The sequence below is a fragment of the Bacillus cereus group sp. BfR-BA-01382 genome (genome assembly GCF_022663475.1).
Classification (GTDB): domain Bacteria; phylum Bacillota; class Bacilli; order Bacillales; family Bacillaceae_G; genus Bacillus_A; species Bacillus_A thuringiensis_S.
This window is the reverse complement of the sequence record NZ_JAKUFQ010000099.1, coordinates 1-20,089: the sequence shown is the minus strand read 5'-3', so window position 1 is coordinate 20,089 and position 20,089 is coordinate 1. Positions and strand designations below refer to the sequence as shown.

Here is a 20,089-nt window from a genome sequence, read left to right as displayed (position 1 = left end):
TCTCAGTCCCAGTGTGGCCGATCACCCTCTCAGGTCGGCTACGCATCGTTGCCTTGGTGAGCCGTTACCTCACCAACTAGCTAATGCGACGCGGGTCCATCCATAAGTGACAGCCGAAGCCGCCTTTCAATTTCGAACCATGCAGTTCAAAATGTTATCCGGTATTAGCCCCGGTTTCCCGGAGTTATCCCAGTCTTATGGGCAGGTTACCCACGTGTTACTCACCCGTCCGCCGCTAACTTCTTGAGAGCAAGCTCTCAATCCATTCGCTCGACTTGCATGTATTAGGCACGCCGCCAGCGTTCATCCTGAGCCAGGATCAAACTCTCCAATAAAGTTAGTTTGTCTAGCATCTAAAAATAAAAATTGACGTTTCACGTTGTTTGTTTCGTTCAGTTTTCAAAGAACTTGTCCACCGCTTCAGAAGCGACTTCATCATATTAACATCTTCATTTTTCGATGTCAACTAAGTTTTAAAATTTATTTTTTGTCGTTTTTCTGCGTTTCCGCATCAGCGACGTTTATTAATATACCATCATGTTTTTTAAATAACAAGTGTTTTTTATAAAAAACACAAAAAAATTATCTATCCTACTTTTTCTATAAAAAGAACTGTTATCCTTTCTACTAAAAATAGTTATTCTGATTGTATACTACTACACTTCATTCAACCAAATTGCATTTCACAATACCTTCCCAGATTTTCATTCTCTTCTATATAAAAATTTATAATAATTATCCTTCTATAGAATAGCGATATAAATTAGTCGTAAGAAAAAATTACATCCCAATTAAATAGCCAACCACACGCATTAATCCCTTCCTTCCCATTCAAAAATTTAATTCCCTACAAATAACAACATTCCAACGCAAATATAAACTTAAGAATATTATTAGAATTTTTTTACATTTAATTAATGAAAGATATCCATTTTTTGTTATATAGTAAGAAAGGACGTATTCACCTATAAATAAAGCAATGGAGGAATTATTTTATGGATAGGTTAACAAAGTTTTCATTAAAAAACCGCTCCGCCATTATCATCATGGTTTTTCTCATTTCCATACTCGGTGTTTATTCCGGCTCTAAATTACCTATGGAATTTTTGCCAAGTATCGATAATCCAGCAATCACCGTCACAACCTTATCTCAGGGACTTGACGCTGAAACGATGACAAAAGACGTAACTGACCCTCTCGAAAAACAATTTCGTAATTTGGAACATATCGATACCATCACTTCTTCTACGCACGAGGGATTATCACGTATCGACATTGCATATACATCAAAAGCAAACATGAAAGATGCAGCACGCGAAGTCGAAAAAGCCGTCAATACAATTAAATTACCTAAAGATGTAACCAAGCCCGTAGTTAGTCAATTAAACACTTCTATGATTCCACTCGCCCAAATTACTATCCAGAAACAAAACGGTTTTTCAAAAGCAGATGAAAAACAAATTGAAAAAGAAATCGTACCACAACTCGAAAACATTGATGGTGTTGCCAACGTTATGTTTTTCGGAAAATCAACCTCTGAATTATCTATCGTACTTGATCCGAACCAATTAAAAAACAAAAACGTAACATCACAGCAGGTACTAACTGTTTTACAAGGAAAAGAAACTTCTACTCCAGCCGGGGCAATTACTGTTAATCAGGAAGAATACAACCTCCGCGTCATCGGGGACATAAAAAATGTAAATGACATTAAAAACATCACTGTGGCACCCCAAGTGAAATTACAAGACATTGCTCAAATCAAAATCAAACAACACTACGATACAATCTCACATATAAACGGCGAAGAAGGCACAGGGTTAATCATCATGAAAGAACCGAGTAAAAATGCAGTTGCCATCGGAAAAGAGATTGATAAAAAAGTTAAAGAGATAAATAAGGAATATAAAGATCAATTTTCTATTAAACTTTTGGCTTCAACCCATGAACAAGTTGAAAATGCTGTTACTAGCATGGGAAAAGAAGTAATACTTGGAGCAATCGCTGCAACTCTAATTATCTTAATCTTTTTACGTAACTTCCGAACAACACTCATCGCTGTTGTCAGTATTCCATTATCTATTTTATTAACACTCTTTTTACTACATCAATCTAACATCACACTTAACATTTTAACCCTTGGTGGTTTAGCTGTTGCGGTTGGACGTCTCGTCGATGATAGTATCGTTGTCATCGAGAATATTTTCCGCCGTTTACAAAAAGATTCTTTCTCTAAAAATATTATTCTTGATGCAACGAAAGAGGTCGCCGTCGCAATTACTTCTTCTACTTTAACAACGGTCGCTGTTTTTTTACCTATCGGCCTCGTATCAGGAGCAATCGGAAAATTAATGTTACCTATGGTATTAGCAGTTGTATATTCTATTCTATCATCCTTAATCGTTGCACTAACAGTTGTTCCACTTATGGCTTTTTTACTACTCAAAAAAACAAAGCATCGAAAGCCAAGTTCTTCATCACGATATGTTGCTACCTTAAAGTGGTCTCTTTCTCATAAATTCATTATTCTACTTACTGCATTTTTATTATTTGCAGGATCAATTGCAGCCTATATATTACTACCGAAAGCAAACATAAAATCTGAGGACGACACAATGTTATCTATTAACATGACATTTCCAGCCGATTATAATGCTGAAGCTCAAAAACAAAAAGCATTCGATTTCGAAAAGAAATTACTTTCTAATTCAGATGTAACAGACGTTATTTTACGAATGGGATCTAGCGCAGAAGATGCACAATGGGGGCAAACAACTAAAAATAACCTTGCTAGTATATTTGTAGTCTTTAAAAAAGGTTCTGATATTGATCAATATATTAAAGAGTTAAAAAAGGAAAATAAAACTTTTGAACCTGCTGAACTTGATTATATAAAAACAAGTTATTCAAGCTCTGGTGGCGGCAACAACTTACAATTTAACGTAACAGCTACTAACGAAGCAGATTTAAAAGAGGCGGCTACTATCGTTGAAACAAAACTAAAAAGCATGGATGATCTTTCTAAAGTAAAAACGAATTTAGAAGACTCTAAGAAAGAATGGCAAATTCATATTGATCAAACAAAGGCTGAACAACTAGGTTTAACACCAGAAATAGCTGCGCAACAAGTAGCATTCCTTATGAAGAAGTCACCTATTGGCGAAATTACAATTAATAATGAAAAAACTACTATTATGATAGAACATAAAAAGGAAAACATTACTAAACAAGAAGATATTTTAAATACAAACATACTATCACCTATTAATGGACCAATTCCTTTAAAAGACATCGCAACTATTTTAGAAAAACAAACGCAAACAGAAATTTTCCATAAAGACGGAAAAGAAACAATTCAAATTACCGCCGAAGCTTCAAATGAAGATTTGAGTAAAGTAAACAAAGCAGTAAATAAAGCGATAACTGACTTAGATTTACCTAGCGGTTCAAAAGTAAATATCGCAGGAGCTACTGAATCTATGCAAGAGAATTTTACAGATTTATTCAAAATTATGGGGATCGCAATCGGGATTGTATATTTAATTATGGTTATCACCTTCGGGCAAGCACGTGCTCCTTTTGCAATCCTATTCTCCTTGCCGTTAGCTGCTGTCGGTGGTATTTTAGGATTAATCATTTCACGAACACCTGTTGATGTAAATTCCTTGATCGGTGCATTAATGTTAATTGGGATTGTCGTTACAAACGCTATTGTATTAATAGAAAGGGTCCAACAAAATCGGGAACACGGACTGGAAACGAGAGAAGCCTTACTGGAAGCAGGTTCTACTAGACTACGTCCAATTATTATGACGGCTATAACAACAATCGTCGCTATGCTACCACTCTTATTCGGTCAATCGCAAGCAGGAAGTATGGTATCAAAAAGTTTAGCCGTAGTTGTCATCGGTGGTTTAACAGTCTCAACTGTTCTTACATTAGTAGTCGTTCCAGTTATGTATGAACTATTAGATAAAATCGGAAAAAAAAGGCGCTCCCGTAGAAAAATAAGCACTTCTACAGAAACACCCGATATTTAAAACCAAAAGGCGTTATCTTCACGAATGAAGATAACGCCTTTTCTCTATCTACTCATATAATCTATCATGTTTTCCGCATACCGCTCTAGAGGTTCACTAGAATCCACAATAAGATATTCACTATTTAAAGGTTTCTTACTACCATTTAACCACTTTTTAAAACCTACTTCCGACCTCACTTTTTCAATTTGACTAATCATACGCTTACGTGTTTGCAGTCTCGCATTAATCTCTTCCATATCATTAAGATAACACTCAATATATTTATATTTCACACCATGTTTATTTGATAATTTAATCCCTTTTTCAACCATTCCCTCATATAAACATGGACTATCCAATATAACACTATGCCCTTGTTCTAAATAAGAATCAATCAATGCCCATTCAGCATCATATGCAAGTCCACCAACTATCGTTGATTCAATACCTTTCACTTCTAGTGATTTTAACAATGCTGATTTCAAAACGTCATGATCTACAATTATAGCACCTGTTAACTTCGCTATATACTTAGAAACTGTGGATTTTCCCGCCCCTGGAAAACCTGACATTTGCAGAAAAAACAAATTAAATCCACTCCCTCATTTTCACCTCTTTATCTATATAACGAATTACAAATTCAACAATCGCTATACCTTTTCCTTCTATATTAAAATGCAAAAAGAACCCTCTACTTATAAATAGAGAGTTCTCCTTTGTAACTTATGCCGCTTTTATCTTCTTCGTCGTTTTACTTTTTCTTTTCGTTCCTGTAAAGCGCTTATGCAATACAGATGCTATCAAGCGTGAAATGACATTGAATAGTAATACCATAATAATTAATACAGCTGCAGATTTTGTCGCAATCAACTTCGCATCTGGAATAAACCCTTCAGAATTTAACTTCCAAATATGGACTGCTAACGTTTCAGCTGGTCTAAACGGATTTAAAGGATGCGCAGGACTCGAGAAGTCCGCTGCTGAATTTAAAATCGGAGATGTTAAACCCGCTGTGTAAATTAATGCTGCCGCTTCCCCAAATATACGACCCGCCGCTAAAATAATCCCTGTAATAATTTGCGGTAATGACGATGGGATAATAATACGAACGATTGTTTGCCACTTTGTTGCACCTAATCCAAGACTTGCCTCTTTTACATTATGAGGCACTTCTGAAATAGCATTTTCACAAACACGTGTTAAACCTGGTAAGTTTAAAATAGTTAAAGCAAGAGCACCACCCATTACTGTGTATCCCCAGCCTGTCATTGTAACGAACACTAACAAACCAAATAAACCAACAACAATAGATGGTAAAGACGCCATTGTCTCAATGCATAAACGAACAAAATTTAAAAAGCGCCCTTGTTTTGCATACTCTGCTAAATATATTCCAGCACCTAGTCCAAGAGGAATAGATATAATAAGCGTTATAACAAGCATGTAGAATGAATTGAATAACTGCGGACCAATCCCACCACCAGCTCTTGTATTACTTGGTTCTCCAAACAAGAAATTAGGATCCCAAAAACCCCATCCCTTTTGTAAAATTTCAAACACTAAGAACACTAGCATAGCTACGACCAAAGCCGCAACCGCATAAAAGATACCCGTCCAAACTTTATTTACCGTTCTTGCATTCATTATTATCGCTCACCTCTTTGCCCAATCGCTCGAATTACTAAAATAAACAGGAATGAAATAACAAGTAAAATCATCGCTAAAGTCCATAGCGCATTATTCCAAGCAGTTCCATTCAATGTATTTGTCATGTCCATTGTCAAAATACCAGTTAACGTTGCTGTCGGACTATATATTCCTTCTGGTAATTTAATCGTATTCCCGATTACCATTTGAACGGCTAGCGCTTCACCAAAAGCTCGCGCTAAACCTAAAACAACACCTGTTAAAATTCCTTTTTTCGCAGCAGGAACAATCACTCGGCTAATTGCTTGCCATTTCGTTGATCCTAGGCCATAAGAAGCTTCTAAATAATCAAATGGAACAGAGCGTATTGCATCAGAAGCGATACTAGCAATAGTAGGTAAAATCATAATACTTAATACAACGATACCCGCAATTAAACTAAAGCCCACTCCCCCGAACGAATCACGTAATAACGGAACTAAAATCGTAACCCCTAATAATCCGTATACTACTGACGGAATACCGACTAATAATTCTAAAACAGGCTTCAATACTTTATTTCCAAACTTCGGCGAAATTAAATTCATGAATATAGCCAGAGCTATAGCAATTGGTGCACTAATAATAACCGCACCTAACGAAACCACTGTTGAACCTACAATAAAAATTAAAGCCCCAAAAGATCCTTGATCAGCATTTGGATTCCATTTTGTCGATGTTAACATCTCAGTAAACGAGATACCACTTTGTGTAAAAGATTGAATTCCTTTGCCACAAATAAACGCAATAATAGCTAATGTAATTAAAACAATAAAAATACCACAAAACGTAACAAGTGATCTTCCTATATATTCACTTTTCACGTAATTAATTTGTTTTTTCCCCTTCATCACAGGACAGACCCCACTTCACAGATTGAAATGAACAGGACTGGCCTTGCAGCCAGCCCCATAAATTTGATTACTTATTTAATTTAGACATTGGAATGTAGCCCATATCTTCTACTTGCTTTTCAAAGTCTTTACCTTTTACATAATCGATGTAAGCTTTTGTTGCTTCTTTCGCTTCACCTTTTGTTACCATATACTCGTAAGACCAGAATGGATATTTACCAGACGCAATGTTTTCAACTTTTGGATCAGCACCATCAATTTTCACTGTTTGCAGTGCACCTTTTTTATCACCCACCATGTAAGACATTGCTAAATAGCTTACTGAACCTGGAGTAGAATTGATAGCTTGCTCTACTGCACCGTTAGAATCTTGTGTTGTTCCAGTTCCATCATTGATTTTTGCGTCTTTCATAATTGTTTTTTCGAATGTAGCACGTGTACCAGATGAAGCTGGACGATTAATTACGTTGATTTTTTCATCTTTTCCGCCTACTTCTTTCCAGTTTGTTACTTTTCCAGTGAAGATATCTTGTACTTGTTGCACTGTTAAGTTATCAACTTTTACATCTTTATTTACAACAAGAGCGAATGCAATACCCGCTACCTTGTTATCTACTAATTCTTTCGCCTTTTCAGCATCTTTTATTTTATCTCCGGACGGAACATCTGAATTACCAATTTGCACTGCACCAGATGCTACTTGGTTAATCCCAGTTCCACTACCGCCACCTTGAACTTGAATAGAAACTTTTGAATTTTTCTCCATGAATTTCTTTCCAGCTTCCTCCGCAAGAGGTAGAAGAGCTGTAGAACCAGCTGCTGCAATCGTACCCGATAATTCTTGTTTTGTATTATCGCTTCCTTTAGCAGTTTCTTTACTAGTTGTATCTTCTGCTTTTCCACACCCAACTAATGCTCCTGCTACCACTAAAGCTGCTAAAGAGAATTTAATACCTTTTTTCATAACCATGTCTTGTACCCCCATTTGGATTATCACTTTTCGAATTCATTTTCTTTCGAACACAAATTCATTGTAGGACAACAATATTATGTGAGTGTTAAGCAATTTTTAATTTTAAGTAAATGACGATAATAACCCTTAAAATCTATGAATCCCAACATTTACAGTTAAAGAATCCAACAAAAACCACACTAACTATGCTGTAATGTAAATTTATTCTTAACAATGTAAATTCAATGTAAATGTTTTTCTCTCTTTTTCCCTTTTAGTTAAAGTTATATTTACAATTCCGCTGTATTTTGTAACTTTTACACGCCTAATTTATGCACATTAAAAAGAATTTCAGTAATATTTTTTAGTACAACTAAATAAATTGGAACAATTCTAAAATTAAATGAATATTTTTAAAGTACTAATTGACAGCATCATCCAATGTAGTCTACTATATTACTAACAAAAAGTTTACCTAAGGAAACTTTTTGAACTAACACTAACAATATAGAGAAGAGGTAACTTTTATGGTATCGGCTAATACTAAACCCCTTTCCGATTTTAAAACAGGGGAATTTGTACAAATTGAGAAGATACAATTAGAAGGAACTATGAAACGACGTTTATTAGATTTGGGATTTATCCCTGGGGCAACGATTAAAGTATTGCAACGCAGTCCACTTGGAGATCCGGTCGCCTATCAAGTGAGCAACACAACTATTGCACTGCGAAAAGAAGAAAGTTCCCTTATTTTCGGGGTATTAATAGGAGATGATTTCAGATGAGCAAACATCGTATTGCTTTAGCTGGCAACCCGAATACCGGGAAAAGTACATTATTTAATACTTTGACAGGTTTAAAACAACATACTGGAAATTGGACAGGAAAAACTGTTTTAAAAGCTGAAGGAGAATATGAACATAACGGAAGTACTTATACATTAATAGATTTACCTGGAACTTACTCATTATACTCAAATTCCGCGGACGAAGAAGTGGCGAGGGATTATATTATATTTGAAAAACCAGAAGTAACTGTAGTTGTCCTAGACGCAACTGCTATGGAAAGAAATTTAAATTTAGCACTCCAAGTGATGGAAATGACAAACAACGTAGTCATTTGCATTAACTTAATTGATGAAGCCGAGAAAAAAGGTATTGTTATTGATGAAAAAAAATTAGCAAAATCACTTGGTGTACCTGTAGTTAAAATTTCAGCACGTAACCGAGTAGGCATTGGTCATTTACTAAATGTTATTGCAAAAGTATCAAATAAAAAACTAATTCCAACACCAATTAAAATTACTTACAGCGAAAAAGTCGAAAATATGATTCAAGAATTAGAACCACAAATTTATAAGGTGTTCGGTGATACGTATCCAGCACGTTGGATTGCGTTACGTATATTGGATGGAGATAAAAATTTCTTAACTACACTTCAAAAACACCATAATGAACCACTTGTAAGGGAGGTCATAATTAATGGAATCTCACTCAGCCAGTAAAGCTCTTCCATTAGACTATATTATTCAACATGCACAAACACTTTCAAATGAAGATATACGAGATGATATAGTCGGAGATATTTACCGAACATCTGCAAGCATATGTAAAGAATCCGTCCAATATACAAATACTGATAAATTATATCGTTCCGAAAAACTAGATAAAATTTTCACATCTCCAATCTGGGGATTCCCAATTATGCTCGGTATTTTATCTATTATTTTTTATCTTACAATCGCAGGCGCTAACGTACCATCTGATATGATTGCCGAATTCTTCGGATGGGCCGAAGGATATTTAACATCTTGGTTCCAAGCAGCGCATGCACCTGAATGGTTACATGGCATTTTAATACTTGGTTTATTCCGTGGTATCGGAGCTGTTATTAGCGTTATGTTACCACCTATGGCAATCTTTTTCCCTATGTTCGCGCTACTAGAAAACTACGGATACTTACCACGTGTCGCGTTTAATATGGACCGCTTATTCAAACGATCCGGCGCACACGGGAAACAATCTTTAACAATGGCAATGGGATTTGGTTGTAATGCAGCAGCCATTATGTCAACACGTATCATTGAATCACCACGTGAACGTATGCTAGCAATTTTAACGAACAACTTCGTTCCTTGTAACGGTCGCTGGCCTATGTTAATTTTAATGGCTTCACTATTTATGGCTGCTGGTTATACAGGCAGTATGCAAACATTGGTTACTGCTGGCGTTGTAGTTGGAATGGTTGTAATTGGTGTTATTATGACATTAACTGTTTCTTGGGTACTATCAAAAACAGCCTTAAAAGGGGTTCCAACTCACTACACACTTGAGTTACCTCCGTACCGCAAGCCAAAAGTTTGGAATACAATTGTTCGCGCAACACTCGATAAATCAATCTATGTTTTAAAACGAGCTATAGTTGTTGCTGCCCCTGCAGCTGCATTAACTTGGTTACTTGCTAACATTTTTATCGGTGACACAAGCTTACTTATGTATTTTGTAAACTTCCTAGATCCATTTGCTAAAATGTTAGGACTTGACGGGTTTATTCTAGCTGCATTCATTCTTGGACTACCCGCTAATGAAATTGTAATCCCAATTTTATTAATGTCTTACTTATCAACTGGGGCTTTAACTGAAATAGATGATTTTAATCAAATTAAAAATCTATTCCTAGAAAATGGTTGGACTTGGTTAACAGCGTTAAACACAATGTTGTTCTCACTTCTTCATTTCCCGTGTGGAACAACATTGGTTAACATATATAAAGAAACAAAAAGTGCAAAATGGACATTCTTATCGTTTGCAATCCCTACCGTTATCGCCATTGTTGTTACATTCCTCTCTACACAATTGGTACATTGGTTAGGGCTTGTATAAAGCAAAGCATACATAGAAGGTATCCCCCTTCACGTTTGCTTTGCACGAAAGAAACCTGAAAATCATTCAGGTTTCTTTTTTTGTACATCAGTATTCCACGGCTGTGCTCCATACGTTGTGAGTTTTTTATGAATAAAATATATAGCTCCTGGAAGAACTGCCATTAATATCGTGCAACTAATCCCTAAACCCGTAAACAACTTACATCACCTTATTTCACTCTTTTAGGTAAAGCCGAGCCTGAATGCTCAATCGTCGGGTGAACATGAACAGTAATTTCAGCTTTACTAAAGTAATTTTCGCCTTGATCCCAATTCTTACTTACCTTTTTCCACTCTTTATAATTATGTCGCTTATACACTTCCCCTAACTCTAATACATCTACCTTATATTTTTTTTGAACAAGTTTAATTGATTTTTGAATACGCTTCTCCATTTCTTCCGATATATCCTTCTCTAAACGCTTTTCATTCAAAACCTTTTTATGATCACTAAAATGCAACTCAGCTATTGTACCTTCCAGAGATAAATGAATATTAAACTTTGGTTTTGTAGCATTCGTTGTAGATACTTTAATTTTTCGACGCAACTTATGAATTTCATATGTAATAAGTTGATCCTTTTTACGAATGGTAAAAAAACCTCCAATTTTTTTACCTATTATATAATTCATCCCTAATGTTTCTTCCCCACTCAAGTTGCCTACACACTTATTATCCTTTCCACGAAACAATGCTGCACCGTCCATTTGCACCCCTTGTTTTGTTAGTTCAAGAATAGGTAATACAAAACTCCGGTTAGAGATCATCTTTTCCTGTACCTCACCAATTCTTGCAGCCTCAATCATTTGGGCATTTTTCGGAGGGTGTTCAGCTAACATATCAATATACTGCGCCGGTAAATTTTCAGGTTTTGCACTCTGTTTTAAAATAGATTCTGCATTTTTCTTTGAAACAAACAAACGAATATTTCTTCTCATTTCATGATCGCGAATATATACATCTAACGTATTTTGTAAAATGTATGGATGTGAAAGTAATTCTTCAGAGAAAATAATCACTTGTATATGAGGGAAAAATAATGTACGACTAATTTTTTTAGCGATTATTCTTATTTGTTCAAACACACTATCTGCTTTCGCACTAACATTAATATAATTTTCGCCATCTCCATCACCTTGTCCACCTTGCTGCGCTAACTTACTAGGAAGTACCATTTGATACGTCCCTTTCATAATTGGATTCGCTTTCTTCTCCTTCACGATATCATAAGCCGCTCCTACTACAAATCCTCTTTCTTCTATCTCTTCTAACTCAGAACACCCACTCATAAATCCAGTTAAAGTCATAACCATTATAATTTTAAGAAGGTGTTTCATTTCCACCATTCCTTCTTTTTATTTTATATACAATTAAAACGAGCAAAGGCGCTAACACAACAAACCCCATATCTATCCAAGCTAAATAAGTCCCATAACTTGATAAAGCATTCAAACTACTAGGTATCATATTCGCCATAAAAATAATAGGGGCACTTACGAAAATAAAAATATGTTTCTTCACTTTCGGAAACATAGCACAAAACAATAAAGATGCGACGTCATAATACATTGCTGTAGTGTTATAAATAGTAATAATCCAAGTCGTAAAAAAAATCGCATCGAACCTTTCTAAAAACCCTCCGCCAATTTCAATTTCTTTCCCTAATTCAATTGTTGGATATGTCAATCCACGTGTGGTCATATACGTAAAAACACTAATACAAGTTACATAAATTAAAATGTATGACAACACGTTTACCATCACCGCTTTCGCGACTGCCATTGGCGCTTTTTTCGCTGACTTATCATTCAGCAACACCGCATAAAATAAAGCTACTTCAAATCCAATAAACGTAAAAATAGAATTTTTAACTCCAACAGCATATTGACTTACTTTCGTTTGAAAAGCTGGTAGTAAATTATTTATTTCCATTAAATTTATATTCAATAAAGAAAGAAGTACTATCGCAATTAAAACAATAGGTAAGAATAAAACATTTAACCTTAATAAGGCTGCTCTTGATCCTGCTATTCCATAAATAACAACTAGCAAGAAGAAGAAAGACAGTAGTTGTATCGGTGTATCACTAAATAAATACGTTTGAGAAATAATTGAAATCATTCGCGATTCATATGCTGTCAAAGCAGCAAACGTTAATACTAAAATACTACTAATTGTGTATGCAACAGGCTTCGTCAAATGCGCACTCGTATATTGAACAAAATTTTGTTTCGGAAATAAGATCGCCACCCTCGTCACAAACCAACCTAAAACTGTACAGATCAATCCACCCAAAAGCAAAATAATCCAACCGTCCGAAAATAAAGTTTGGTTAGCGATATCTCTTGGCATAGACAATGCTCCTATACCAATAATGGTCGATGATACCGCAAACCCAATTTCCCGAGATCCAATCTCTTCATCGCCATACTCAAATGGTTTCAATTATTTTCGCTCCTTTGGACGTATTGTAGAATCTTTTGTTTGTAAGTACTCTGGTCTATCTTTCAACATCGATTTTGGCATGCGAATAAATTCTTCTTTCCAATCTTTATAAAATGCAGGAGCAATTGGAGTTGTATACGGTATACCAACGCTTGTTAAATTTGTAATATGAATAGCAAGTGCGATCAGAGCTAGAATAATCCCATACAAACCAAAAGCCGTTGCAGCTAATACAAAGACGAAAAGTAAAATTCGGAACGTAATTGTAATGCTATATACAGGAAGCGAAAATGTAGCAATCGCAGTAACTGCAATAATAATAACTAAAAATGGATTTACAATCCCTGCATTTACCGCAGCTTCTCCAATTACAAGACCTCCTACAATCCCTATCGTTTGTCCCATCGGTTTCGGCAATCGGATTCCAGCTTCTCGTATTAATTCCATAGTCAAGGCCATCATTAACGTTTCAATATACGCTGGAAACGGAACACCTTCCCTAGCACCTGCAATTGAATAAGCCAGTTTAGAAGGAATAAGTCCTTGATGGTAAGATACAAGTGCTACATACATAGCTGGTAACAAAACCGCAATTATACCTGAACCCATACGTAAAAATCGTAATAACGTTCCAATCACCCAGCGCTCGTAATGATCTTCTACAGATTGAAAAATATCAACAAATACGAGTGGCGCAATAAGAGCAAATGGGGATCCGTCTACCAAAATGGCTGCCTTTCCTTTCGCTAATGAGGCTATAATATTATCAGGCCTCTCTGTATTCAAAAACTGTGGAAATGGGGATAAATTATTATCCTGAATTAATTGTTCAATCGTACCTGTTTCCAAAACGACATCTGTCACTATTGATTGAAGACGGCGATCCAACTCTTTTACAATGTGAGGATTAATAATATCTTCTATATATACTAGGGTTACTTCTTTCTGCGATCGCTTCCCCATAATATAAGATTGGAACCTCAACTTTGGATCACGTAAACTACGTCGGATTAACATTTTATTCACATTAATATCTTCATTTAATCCGATCCTCGGTCCACGTATTAAATCTTCAGTTACTGGTGGTTCTAAACTTCTTTTTTCCCAAGCTCTACTATTAATCACGATAGCCGTTTGAATATTATCAATTAATATAACCGTATCTCCCGCTAAAATCGCATTCATAATGTCTGGAAACTTCGTCTTTACACCCACTTCTGCGATAGAAATAAAACGATCCAATAACGTTTGAACAACGGCTTCCTCACTTGGAATTTCTTCGTATTGCAGCGTACGAACGACATATTTATAAACATTATCCTTGTCTGTTAATCCACATAAAAACACAACCGCACAACGTGTAAAACTCCCAGCAAGAGCAACTTCTCTAATTGTTAAATCATTAGGTGAACCTAACTCATCCCTAATTTCTTTCATAACTTCAAATAAGTTACCTTCAAGCTCTAACAATTTCCCCACCTAACTTCCTTTTCAACAAGTTTTTAGTTAGATTCCGCTAATAGAAGAAAATATATACAAAAAAGAGCTATCTCTTTTCAAAGATAGCTCTAATAAACGAATTACTTTTCTACTATTATGCTGTTTTTCTTTATAGATACACTTTTTGTAAATCCACTAACTACAAACATCACAATCATATTAATTAACAATGCGACTATACCTACATTTAAATCTTTTATAGACTGCGGAAAACTCGGAAACATCGTAGCTATATTAGAGCCCGATAAAGTGATATATGCAACAACTAATAACCCCATTCCCATTCCTGCAATCGCTCCTTGCTTTGTAATAACCTGACGTGGAAACAAGCTACATACAAGTGCAGGGAAAAGTTGTGTAACAATACTGTACCCCATTAATAGAAGGGCTCCTATTGTTTCTCCTCCTTTAAATGTAAATAAAACTGCTACGAGCGTTACTACAGGTACAAATAACTTTGCAGCTTTAGCAACTTGTCTATCTGAAGCAGATGGAACCATCGTTCGATAAATATTTTTCGCTAACAGTGTAGAAGCCGCCATAACAAGCATAGAGCCTGGAACTAACGCCGTTAATACTCCCGCACTACCAATAATTCCAATAAACCAAGGATCAAAAGTTTGTAAAGCAAGACGGAATAACGAAAGATCCACATCCGCTCCCTTTAACCCAGGAACTTGCAATATAGCAGCAAACCCTGCAAAAAATACGAAAAGTAACACTAAAGAATACAATGGCATAATTGCTGCATTTTTACGAAATACTTTTTCATTTTTTGCAGAAAAAGCAGAAGCAAATGTATGAGGCCACATATAAAAACCTAGGGCCGTTAATATAATAGTAGAAACAAACCAAGAAATACTCATTCCTTCTTCAGGTAAAGATAAAAATCCCGGCTTTGCTGCTTCTACAGCCTCAAACATAGGCTGAAATCCTCCATAATAATGATACGGTAAATATATACCTAAAAACATAACGATAAACAGTATCATAATATCCTTCAAAGCAGCCGTCCAAGCCGAACCGTGTATACCTGAAACCATTACATATATAGTTATAACAATAGCACCAATCCATACTGCAACAACAGGTGACACCCTTCCGTAAGAAGCTTCTGAAACGATAATCCCCAGTCCCTTTAACTGTAAAACAAGATATGGGATGATGGAAACAACACCAACAACTGAAACAATAAGTCCAAGCGCTTTACTTCTATATTTCTTCGCAAAAAAATCCGACTGCGAAACAAGGTTATGCTCTTTCGCATACTTCCAAATTGGTGGTAATAAAAAATACGATAAAAGATACGCTAAAGCACCATATCCCAAAATATAAAAGGTAGGTGCTCCTTTACTATACGCCCAGCCGCTTCCCCCTAAAAATGTAAACGTCGTATAAATCTCACCTGCCATCAGGAGAAAAACAAAAATAGTGCCAAATCCTCTTCCCCCAACTGACCATTGCTCTAAATTCATATCTTTTCCATGTTGTGCCCGAATCCCTAAAAATAGTGCGAGAAACAAAAATAAAATAATGATAAGTAATGCAGTCATTTTACATCCTCCTTATTAGCGGGATCAAACACGTACACAAGCCCCATACAAAGAGATGTAATAAACACTGATAATAATACCCAAAATAATAAAAATGGCATCCCTAATACGTAAGGAGTAACTGAATTCGCAAATATTGGCCCAACTACTAAACAAAGAACTGGAATAAGCACTAGGATGTATATTTTCTTCATCTCATTCTCCTTTACTTATAAAATTCATAATGGCTGATACAAAGACTTCCACTCCAATCGGTAATGCATCTTCATCAATTGTAAAACGAGGATGATGATGAGGATATATAATACCTTTCTCTTTATTTCCCGCTCCGATAAAAAAGAATGTCCCTGGTACCTTTTGTAAAAACGCCGAAAAATCTTCTCCAGCCATCGTCGGCTGCAAACGAACAACTCTATCTCTTCCATAAAGTTGTAATGCCGTTTGTTCAATAAGCTCTGTAACTTCATAATTATTTACAACTGGTCGATATCCATATTCATAAGAAAACGTATATTTCGCTCCGTAAGATTCCGTAATATGCTTCACAATCCGCTCAATCTTCTTCTCTGTTTCACCTCGTAACTCATGTCTTAAACTTCGCACTGTCCCTTCAATCTCCGCTTGCTCTGGTATTACATTATGAGTTGTCCCCGCATGAAATTGAGTAACGGATATTACGAGAGAATCTAATGGATTCGTGAGGCGAGATACAATTTGCTGAAGTTGCGAAACGACTTGTGTACCGATTGCGATACTATCCACCGTTTCATGAGGGATTCCAGCATGTCCACCTTTTCCCTCTATCCTAATTTTAAAAACATCCGGTGCAGCCATTGCAGGACCATAAATAACGCCTATTTTCCCAACCTCTAACGACGCCCAAAGGTGAGCACCAATGATATAATCCACACCTTCCATTACACCTGCCGCAATCATCTCCTCTGCACCACCAGGAAAATTTTCTTCAGCATGTTGGAATAGAAAACGAATCTCCCCTTTAATCTTCTCTCTTGCTTCTACTAACTTATATACAACCCCAAGTAATATCGCTATATGTCCATCATGACCACACGCATGCATCACACCTTTATATGTAGAAATAAAATCAAACTCATTTTCTTCATGAATAGGAAGAGCATCCATATCGGCTCGAACCGCAACTGTTTTGCCCGGCTGTTTACCTACTAACTTTGCCATCACACTATATTTAGTCGGCCGTGACACTTCTAAATATGGGCATTTCCGAAGTATATCGAACACAAACTGCGATGTTTTTTCTTCTTGAAAAGATAACTCTGGATACTTATGAAAATGCCTTCTCCACTCAACTAACTGATTTTTTGACAAAACAAGTTCCTTTGCAACATCCATACCCCTTCACTCCTTCTTCACCAAGTTAAATGTTATTATAACGCGAATTGTTAACTTTTAAAAGAATCTTCTGAATTTTCAATTATGATAAACCAAAAAGAAAAAGCCATCCAAAAGATGACTTTTTCTTTATTATAAAATAGTAATCGCTTGTTTTCCCATTTGCTCCCAAGCTTTCTCAAATTCTGCTCGTGGAACAGCCAAACGTGGATTATTTTTCAGAGGATCATTTACATATACAAAGTTTTGATCATATCCAATTACTACTGCACTATGCTCATAATATGTAATTTTCACTTCGCCTGAACTCGTATTCCATGTTTCAAAACTACTTTCAGCTAGCGGCTTAAACGTCGTATTAATAATGACCCATACCGGGGAGCCAGAACTAATTACTTTATATATATCTTGCATGTCTCTACCTGTTAAATTAATTACTTTTTCAGGAACATATTTTTCTGCTAAATCAAAGATTGGTTTATTGTATACACCATATCCAGGCTTTGCCTTTGTATAAATATTTCCTACAAACCCCTCGTAAGGATTTCCACGCAAACCATTTTGTTCAAATGGAACACGATAAATTTCGCTAGCAAGTTGCATCTTATCTACTTGTACACCTTTATATTGCAGCAACATAGCTAAACTTGTCACTTCACATCCTCGAGGTAATTCTGGTAATTGTTTAATAAACGGAACATCTTCAATCATAGCTGCTTCTTTCATTTCAGATAGAAACTCTAAGCGTAAAACTTGCGCCTTTTGCATGATTTTATCTTTCCCTATAAAAAATGCAGCAGCAAGTATAATACCAAAAACAAAAAGATATTTTAACTTTTTCATTATAAACAAAACTCCATTAATTATTATTTTACAGACACAACTCTTATCATTGTACCCTTCTTCTTACTAGTTTGCTAGAAAGATCATGTGAATTATCGCTCATAGAATTAATTATAAAAATTCTAATTATTTTTAATAAAAAGAAAAATAAATATACATTTCCAGAATATTTTGCTAAAATCAAAATTGTTAACATGGTGAAGATATCACCATGTTAACAAACATTCTTAGAGTATTTAGTCATAGTTCATTTTTTACATACTCCATTCATTTCATAGCAAATAAACCGAGTGTGTGTTGCATCCCCCACTAATGATTAAAAACTCAGAATAAAATGAAGTTCACACATTCAAGAAAATACGAGGTGAGGGGCATATGAATCAACAAATTGAACAAACAAATTTAAAACGAACAATGAAAAGTAGACACCTATTTATGATTGCACTCGGTGGTGTTATCGGAACCGGGCTATTTATGGGATCTGGTCAAATCGTCCATAATGCCGGACCTGGTGGCGCTATTCTTGCATTTTTAGTCGGTGGATTTGTTATGTATTTAACGATGTTATGTCTTGGTGAATTATCTGTTGCTATGCCAGAAGCAGGTTCATTCCAAAGCTATGCAAGCAAATTCATTTCACCTGGTTTTGGATTTGTTGTCGGTTGGATGTATTGGTTAAATTGGGCTGTTACAGTTGGCGTAGAGTTAACAACTGTAAGTATTTTAATGAAACGCTGGTTTCCAGACGTTTCTTCATGGATTTGGTGCGTTACATTTGCAGCAGCGCTCTTCCTCGTAAACGCTTTATCAGCAAAAGCATATGCAGAAGCAGAGTTTTGGTTCGCAAGTGTAAAAGTTGCAACAATCGTTATTTTCATCGTACTTGGTGGCGCTGTTATGTTCGGTTTACTAGACTTTAATGGAAAGCCAGCTCCGATGCTTCATAATTTCACTGAAAATGGCGGGCTATTTCCAAACGGTGCATTAGCTGTTCTTCTTACGATGATTACAGTAAATTACTCCTTCCAAGGAACAGAATTAATCGGAATCGCTTCAGGAGAAAGTGAAAATCCTGAAAAAACAATTCCAAAAGCGATCAAAAATACAATTTGGCGAACTCTCTTCTTCTTCGTCTTAGCGATATCAGTTGTTGTAGGTTTACTCCCATGGCAAGAGGCTAATCTAGTCGAAAGTCCGTTTGTACTTGTTTTTGATGTAGCCGGGGTCCCATATGCAGCAGACATTATGAACTTTGTTATTATTACAGCTGTATTATCCGTTGCTAACTCTGGTCTATACGCAAATTCTCGTATGCTGTGGGCGATGGCAAAACAAGGAATGGCAAGCCCAGCATTTACGAAATTAACTAAAAAAGGTGTACCGCTAAATGCATTAATTTTCAGTCTGATTTTTGCTAGCCTTTCCTTATTAACAAGTGTATTTGCGGCAGATACTGTCTTTCTAGTTTTAACATCTATTGCAGCAATGGCTGCCGTTGTCGTTTGGATGTCAATTGCCGCTTCACAGTTTTTCTTCCGTAGAAATTTCGTGAAAAATGGTGGCGACATAAATGATTTAAAATATCGTACACCGCTCTATCCGCTAGTTCCAATCGTGGCGTTCTTACTCAATTTCATTACATTTGTTAGTTTGGCTTTCATTCCAGATCAAAGAATTGCTCTTTATTGTGGCATTCCATTTATGATTATTTGTTACATTTTATACCAAGTTAAATATAAAAAAATTGTCACACTTGAACAGCCACGAACTATCACACAAAAAATAAACTAAATATACAAAAAAATAAACTAAATATACAAAATATTCAGCTATCTTTCTTATGATAAGATAGCTTTTTTCTATTTCTTGGATATCCTGGTATAACTTTATTTATTTTAAAATTTTCACAATCACGTTTTTCTCTGGAAAATAGTTTACAA

General features: G+C 35.7%; 17 protein-coding genes and 1 rRNA gene. 5 read left to right on the top strand and 13 right to left on the bottom strand.

Annotation, left to right across the window (positions count from 1 at the left end; translation table 11 throughout):
- Window positions 1-335 (bottom strand): 16S ribosomal RNA (locus MR160_RS26950); the annotation flags it as partial.
- A gap of 660 nt (window positions 336-995) precedes the next feature.
- Between MR160_RS26950 and MR160_RS26945 the strand changes: the two genes are divergently transcribed.
- Window positions 996-4,040, top strand: a complete 3,045-nt coding sequence (locus tag MR160_RS26945) for an efflux RND transporter permease subunit (protein WP_242298507.1) — start codon at window positions 996-998, stop codon at window positions 4,038-4,040.
- 44 nt (window positions 4,041-4,084) lie between these two features.
- Here the strand turns inward: MR160_RS26945 and MR160_RS26940 are convergent, their stop codons facing one another.
- The 4 genes from MR160_RS26940 to MR160_RS26925 all read right to left on the bottom strand — a co-directional run bounded on the left by MR160_RS26940 (window position 4,085) and on the right by MR160_RS26925 (window position 7,532).
- Complete coding sequence (locus MR160_RS26940; protein ID WP_000465748.1) at window positions 4,085-4,609, bottom strand: P-loop nucleotide/nucleoside kinase family protein; 525 nt, start codon at window positions 4,607-4,609, stop codon at window positions 4,085-4,087.
- 136 nt (window positions 4,610-4,745) lie between these two features.
- On the bottom strand, window positions 4,746-5,666 hold the full coding sequence (pstA, locus tag MR160_RS26935) for a phosphate ABC transporter permease PstA (RefSeq protein WP_000994151.1): 921 nt from the start codon (window positions 5,664-5,666) through the stop codon (window positions 4,746-4,748).
- Between the two features lie 2 nt (window positions 5,667-5,668).
- Window positions 5,669-6,559 carry a phosphate ABC transporter permease subunit PstC gene (gene pstC, locus MR160_RS26930; protein ID WP_000676676.1) on the bottom strand — a complete coding sequence of 297 codons (891 nt, stop codon included), beginning with the start codon at window positions 6,557-6,559 and terminating at the stop codon, window positions 5,669-5,671.
- 70 nt (window positions 6,560-6,629) lie between these two features.
- A complete protein-coding gene (locus MR160_RS26925) occupies window positions 6,630-7,532 on the bottom strand; it encodes a phosphate ABC transporter substrate-binding protein PstS family protein (RefSeq protein ID WP_000245111.1) in 903 nt (300 codons plus the stop codon).
- Between the two features lie 509 nt (window positions 7,533-8,041).
- Here MR160_RS26925 and MR160_RS26920 point away from each other — a divergent pair.
- Genes MR160_RS26920 through MR160_RS26910 form a run of 3 tightly spaced genes read left to right on the top strand, consistent with a single transcriptional unit; the run spans window position 8,042 to window position 10,396 of the window.
- A complete protein-coding gene (locus tag MR160_RS26920) occupies window positions 8,042-8,299 on the top strand; it encodes a FeoA family protein (RefSeq protein WP_000252988.1) in 258 nt (85 codons plus the stop codon).
- Entirely contained in the window at window positions 8,296-9,018 is a 723-nt protein-coding gene (locus tag MR160_RS26915; protein WP_000033874.1) for a FeoB small GTPase domain-containing protein, read from the top strand. Before MR160_RS26920 ends, MR160_RS26915 begins: the two co-directional genes overlap by 4 nt.
- Complete coding sequence (locus MR160_RS26910; protein ID WP_000443621.1) at window positions 8,996-10,396, top strand: nucleoside recognition domain-containing protein; 1,401 nt, start codon at window positions 8,996-8,998, stop codon at window positions 10,394-10,396. Before MR160_RS26915 ends, MR160_RS26910 begins: the two co-directional genes overlap by 23 nt.
- A gap of 62 nt (window positions 10,397-10,458) precedes the next feature.
- Here the strand turns inward: MR160_RS26910 and MR160_RS26905 are convergent, their stop codons facing one another.
- The 8 genes from MR160_RS26905 to MR160_RS26870 all read right to left on the bottom strand — a co-directional run bounded on the left by MR160_RS26905 (window position 10,459) and on the right by MR160_RS26870 (window position 18,149).
- Window positions 10,459-10,596, bottom strand: coding sequence for a hypothetical protein (locus MR160_RS26905; protein WP_000493991.1), 138 nt, complete (start codon window positions 10,594-10,596; stop codon window positions 10,459-10,461).
- Window positions 10,597-10,607: 11 nt separating this feature from the next.
- Window positions 10,608-11,774 carry a spore germination protein GerLC gene (gene gerLC / locus MR160_RS26900; protein ID WP_000681639.1) on the bottom strand — a complete coding sequence of 389 codons (1,167 nt, stop codon included), beginning with the start codon at window positions 11,772-11,774 and terminating at the stop codon, window positions 10,608-10,610.
- The gene (gene gerLB / locus MR160_RS26895) at window positions 11,758-12,882 is read right to left on the bottom strand and encodes a spore germination protein GerLB (protein WP_000802019.1); all 1,125 of its coding nucleotides are present in this window, start codon (window positions 12,880-12,882) and stop codon (window positions 11,758-11,760) included. Before gerLB ends, gerLC begins: the two co-directional genes overlap by 17 nt.
- Window positions 12,883-14,361, bottom strand: coding sequence for a spore germination protein GerLA (gene gerLA / locus MR160_RS26890; protein ID WP_003309092.1), 1,479 nt, complete (start codon window positions 14,359-14,361; stop codon window positions 12,883-12,885).
- A 101-nt stretch (window positions 14,362-14,462) separates the two neighbouring features.
- On the bottom strand, window positions 14,463-15,935 hold the full coding sequence (locus tag MR160_RS26885; RefSeq protein WP_000125940.1) for a sodium:solute symporter family protein: 1,473 nt from the start codon (window positions 15,933-15,935) through the stop codon (window positions 14,463-14,465).
- Window positions 15,932-16,129 (bottom strand): DUF3311 domain-containing protein, encoded by a 198-nt coding sequence (locus tag MR160_RS26880; RefSeq protein WP_097891579.1) that lies wholly within the window; start codon window positions 16,127-16,129, stop codon window positions 15,932-15,934. Before MR160_RS26880 ends, MR160_RS26885 begins: the two co-directional genes overlap by 4 nt.
- A 1-nt stretch (window position 16,130) precedes the next feature.
- On the bottom strand, window positions 16,131-17,306 hold the full coding sequence (locus MR160_RS26875) for an amidohydrolase (protein WP_000382123.1): 1,176 nt from the start codon (window positions 17,304-17,306) through the stop codon (window positions 16,131-16,133).
- A 132-nt stretch (window positions 17,307-17,438) separates the two neighbouring features.
- A complete protein-coding gene (locus MR160_RS26870; RefSeq protein ID WP_000734492.1) occupies window positions 17,439-18,149 on the bottom strand; it encodes a C39 family peptidase in 711 nt (236 codons plus the stop codon).
- A gap of 375 nt (window positions 18,150-18,524) precedes the next feature.
- On the opposite strand from MR160_RS26870, the gene MR160_RS26865 reads away from it, so the two are divergent.
- On the top strand, window positions 18,525-19,940 hold the full coding sequence (locus MR160_RS26865; RefSeq protein ID WP_001075767.1) for an amino acid permease: 1,416 nt from the start codon (window positions 18,525-18,527) through the stop codon (window positions 19,938-19,940).
- Window positions 19,941-20,089: the final 149 nt, after the last annotated feature.

Bases quoted from the DNA above. Each gene is read 5' to 3' on its own strand.
- MR160_RS26945 (WP_242298507.1), top strand. From the start codon at position 996: ATGGATAGGTTAACAAAGTTTTCATTAAAAAACCGCTCCGCCATTATC.
- pstA (WP_000994151.1), bottom strand. From the start codon at position 5,666: ATGAATGCAAGAACGGTAAATAAAGTTTGGACGGGTATCTTTTATGCG.
- pstC (WP_000676676.1), bottom strand. From the start codon at position 6,559: ATGAAGGGGAAAAAACAAATTAATTACGTGAAAAGTGAATATATAGGA.
- MR160_RS26925 (WP_000245111.1), bottom strand. From the start codon at position 7,532: ATGGTTATGAAAAAAGGTATTAAATTCTCTTTAGCAGCTTTAGTGGTA.
- MR160_RS26920 (WP_000252988.1), top strand. From the start codon at position 8,042: ATGGTATCGGCTAATACTAAACCCCTTTCCGATTTTAAAACAGGGGAA.
- MR160_RS26915 (WP_000033874.1), top strand. From the start codon at position 8,296: ATGAGCAAACATCGTATTGCTTTAGCTGGCAACCCGAATACCGGGAAA.
- MR160_RS26910 (WP_000443621.1), top strand. From the start codon at position 8,996: ATGGAATCTCACTCAGCCAGTAAAGCTCTTCCATTAGACTATATTATT.
- gerLC (WP_000681639.1), bottom strand. From the start codon at position 11,774: ATGAAACACCTTCTTAAAATTATAATGGTTATGACTTTAACTGGATTT.
- MR160_RS26885 (WP_000125940.1), bottom strand. From the start codon at position 15,935: ATGACTGCATTACTTATCATTATTTTATTTTTGTTTCTCGCACTATTT.
- MR160_RS26880 (WP_097891579.1), bottom strand. From the start codon at position 16,129: ATGAAGAAAATATACATCCTAGTGCTTATTCCAGTTCTTTGTTTAGTA.
- MR160_RS26875 (WP_000382123.1), bottom strand. From the start codon at position 17,306: ATGGATGTTGCAAAGGAACTTGTTTTGTCAAAAAATCAGTTAGTTGAG.
- MR160_RS26870 (WP_000734492.1), bottom strand. From the start codon at position 18,149: ATGAAAAAGTTAAAATATCTTTTTGTTTTTGGTATTATACTTGCTGCT.
- MR160_RS26865 (WP_001075767.1), top strand. From the start codon at position 18,525: ATGAATCAACAAATTGAACAAACAAATTTAAAACGAACAATGAAAAGT.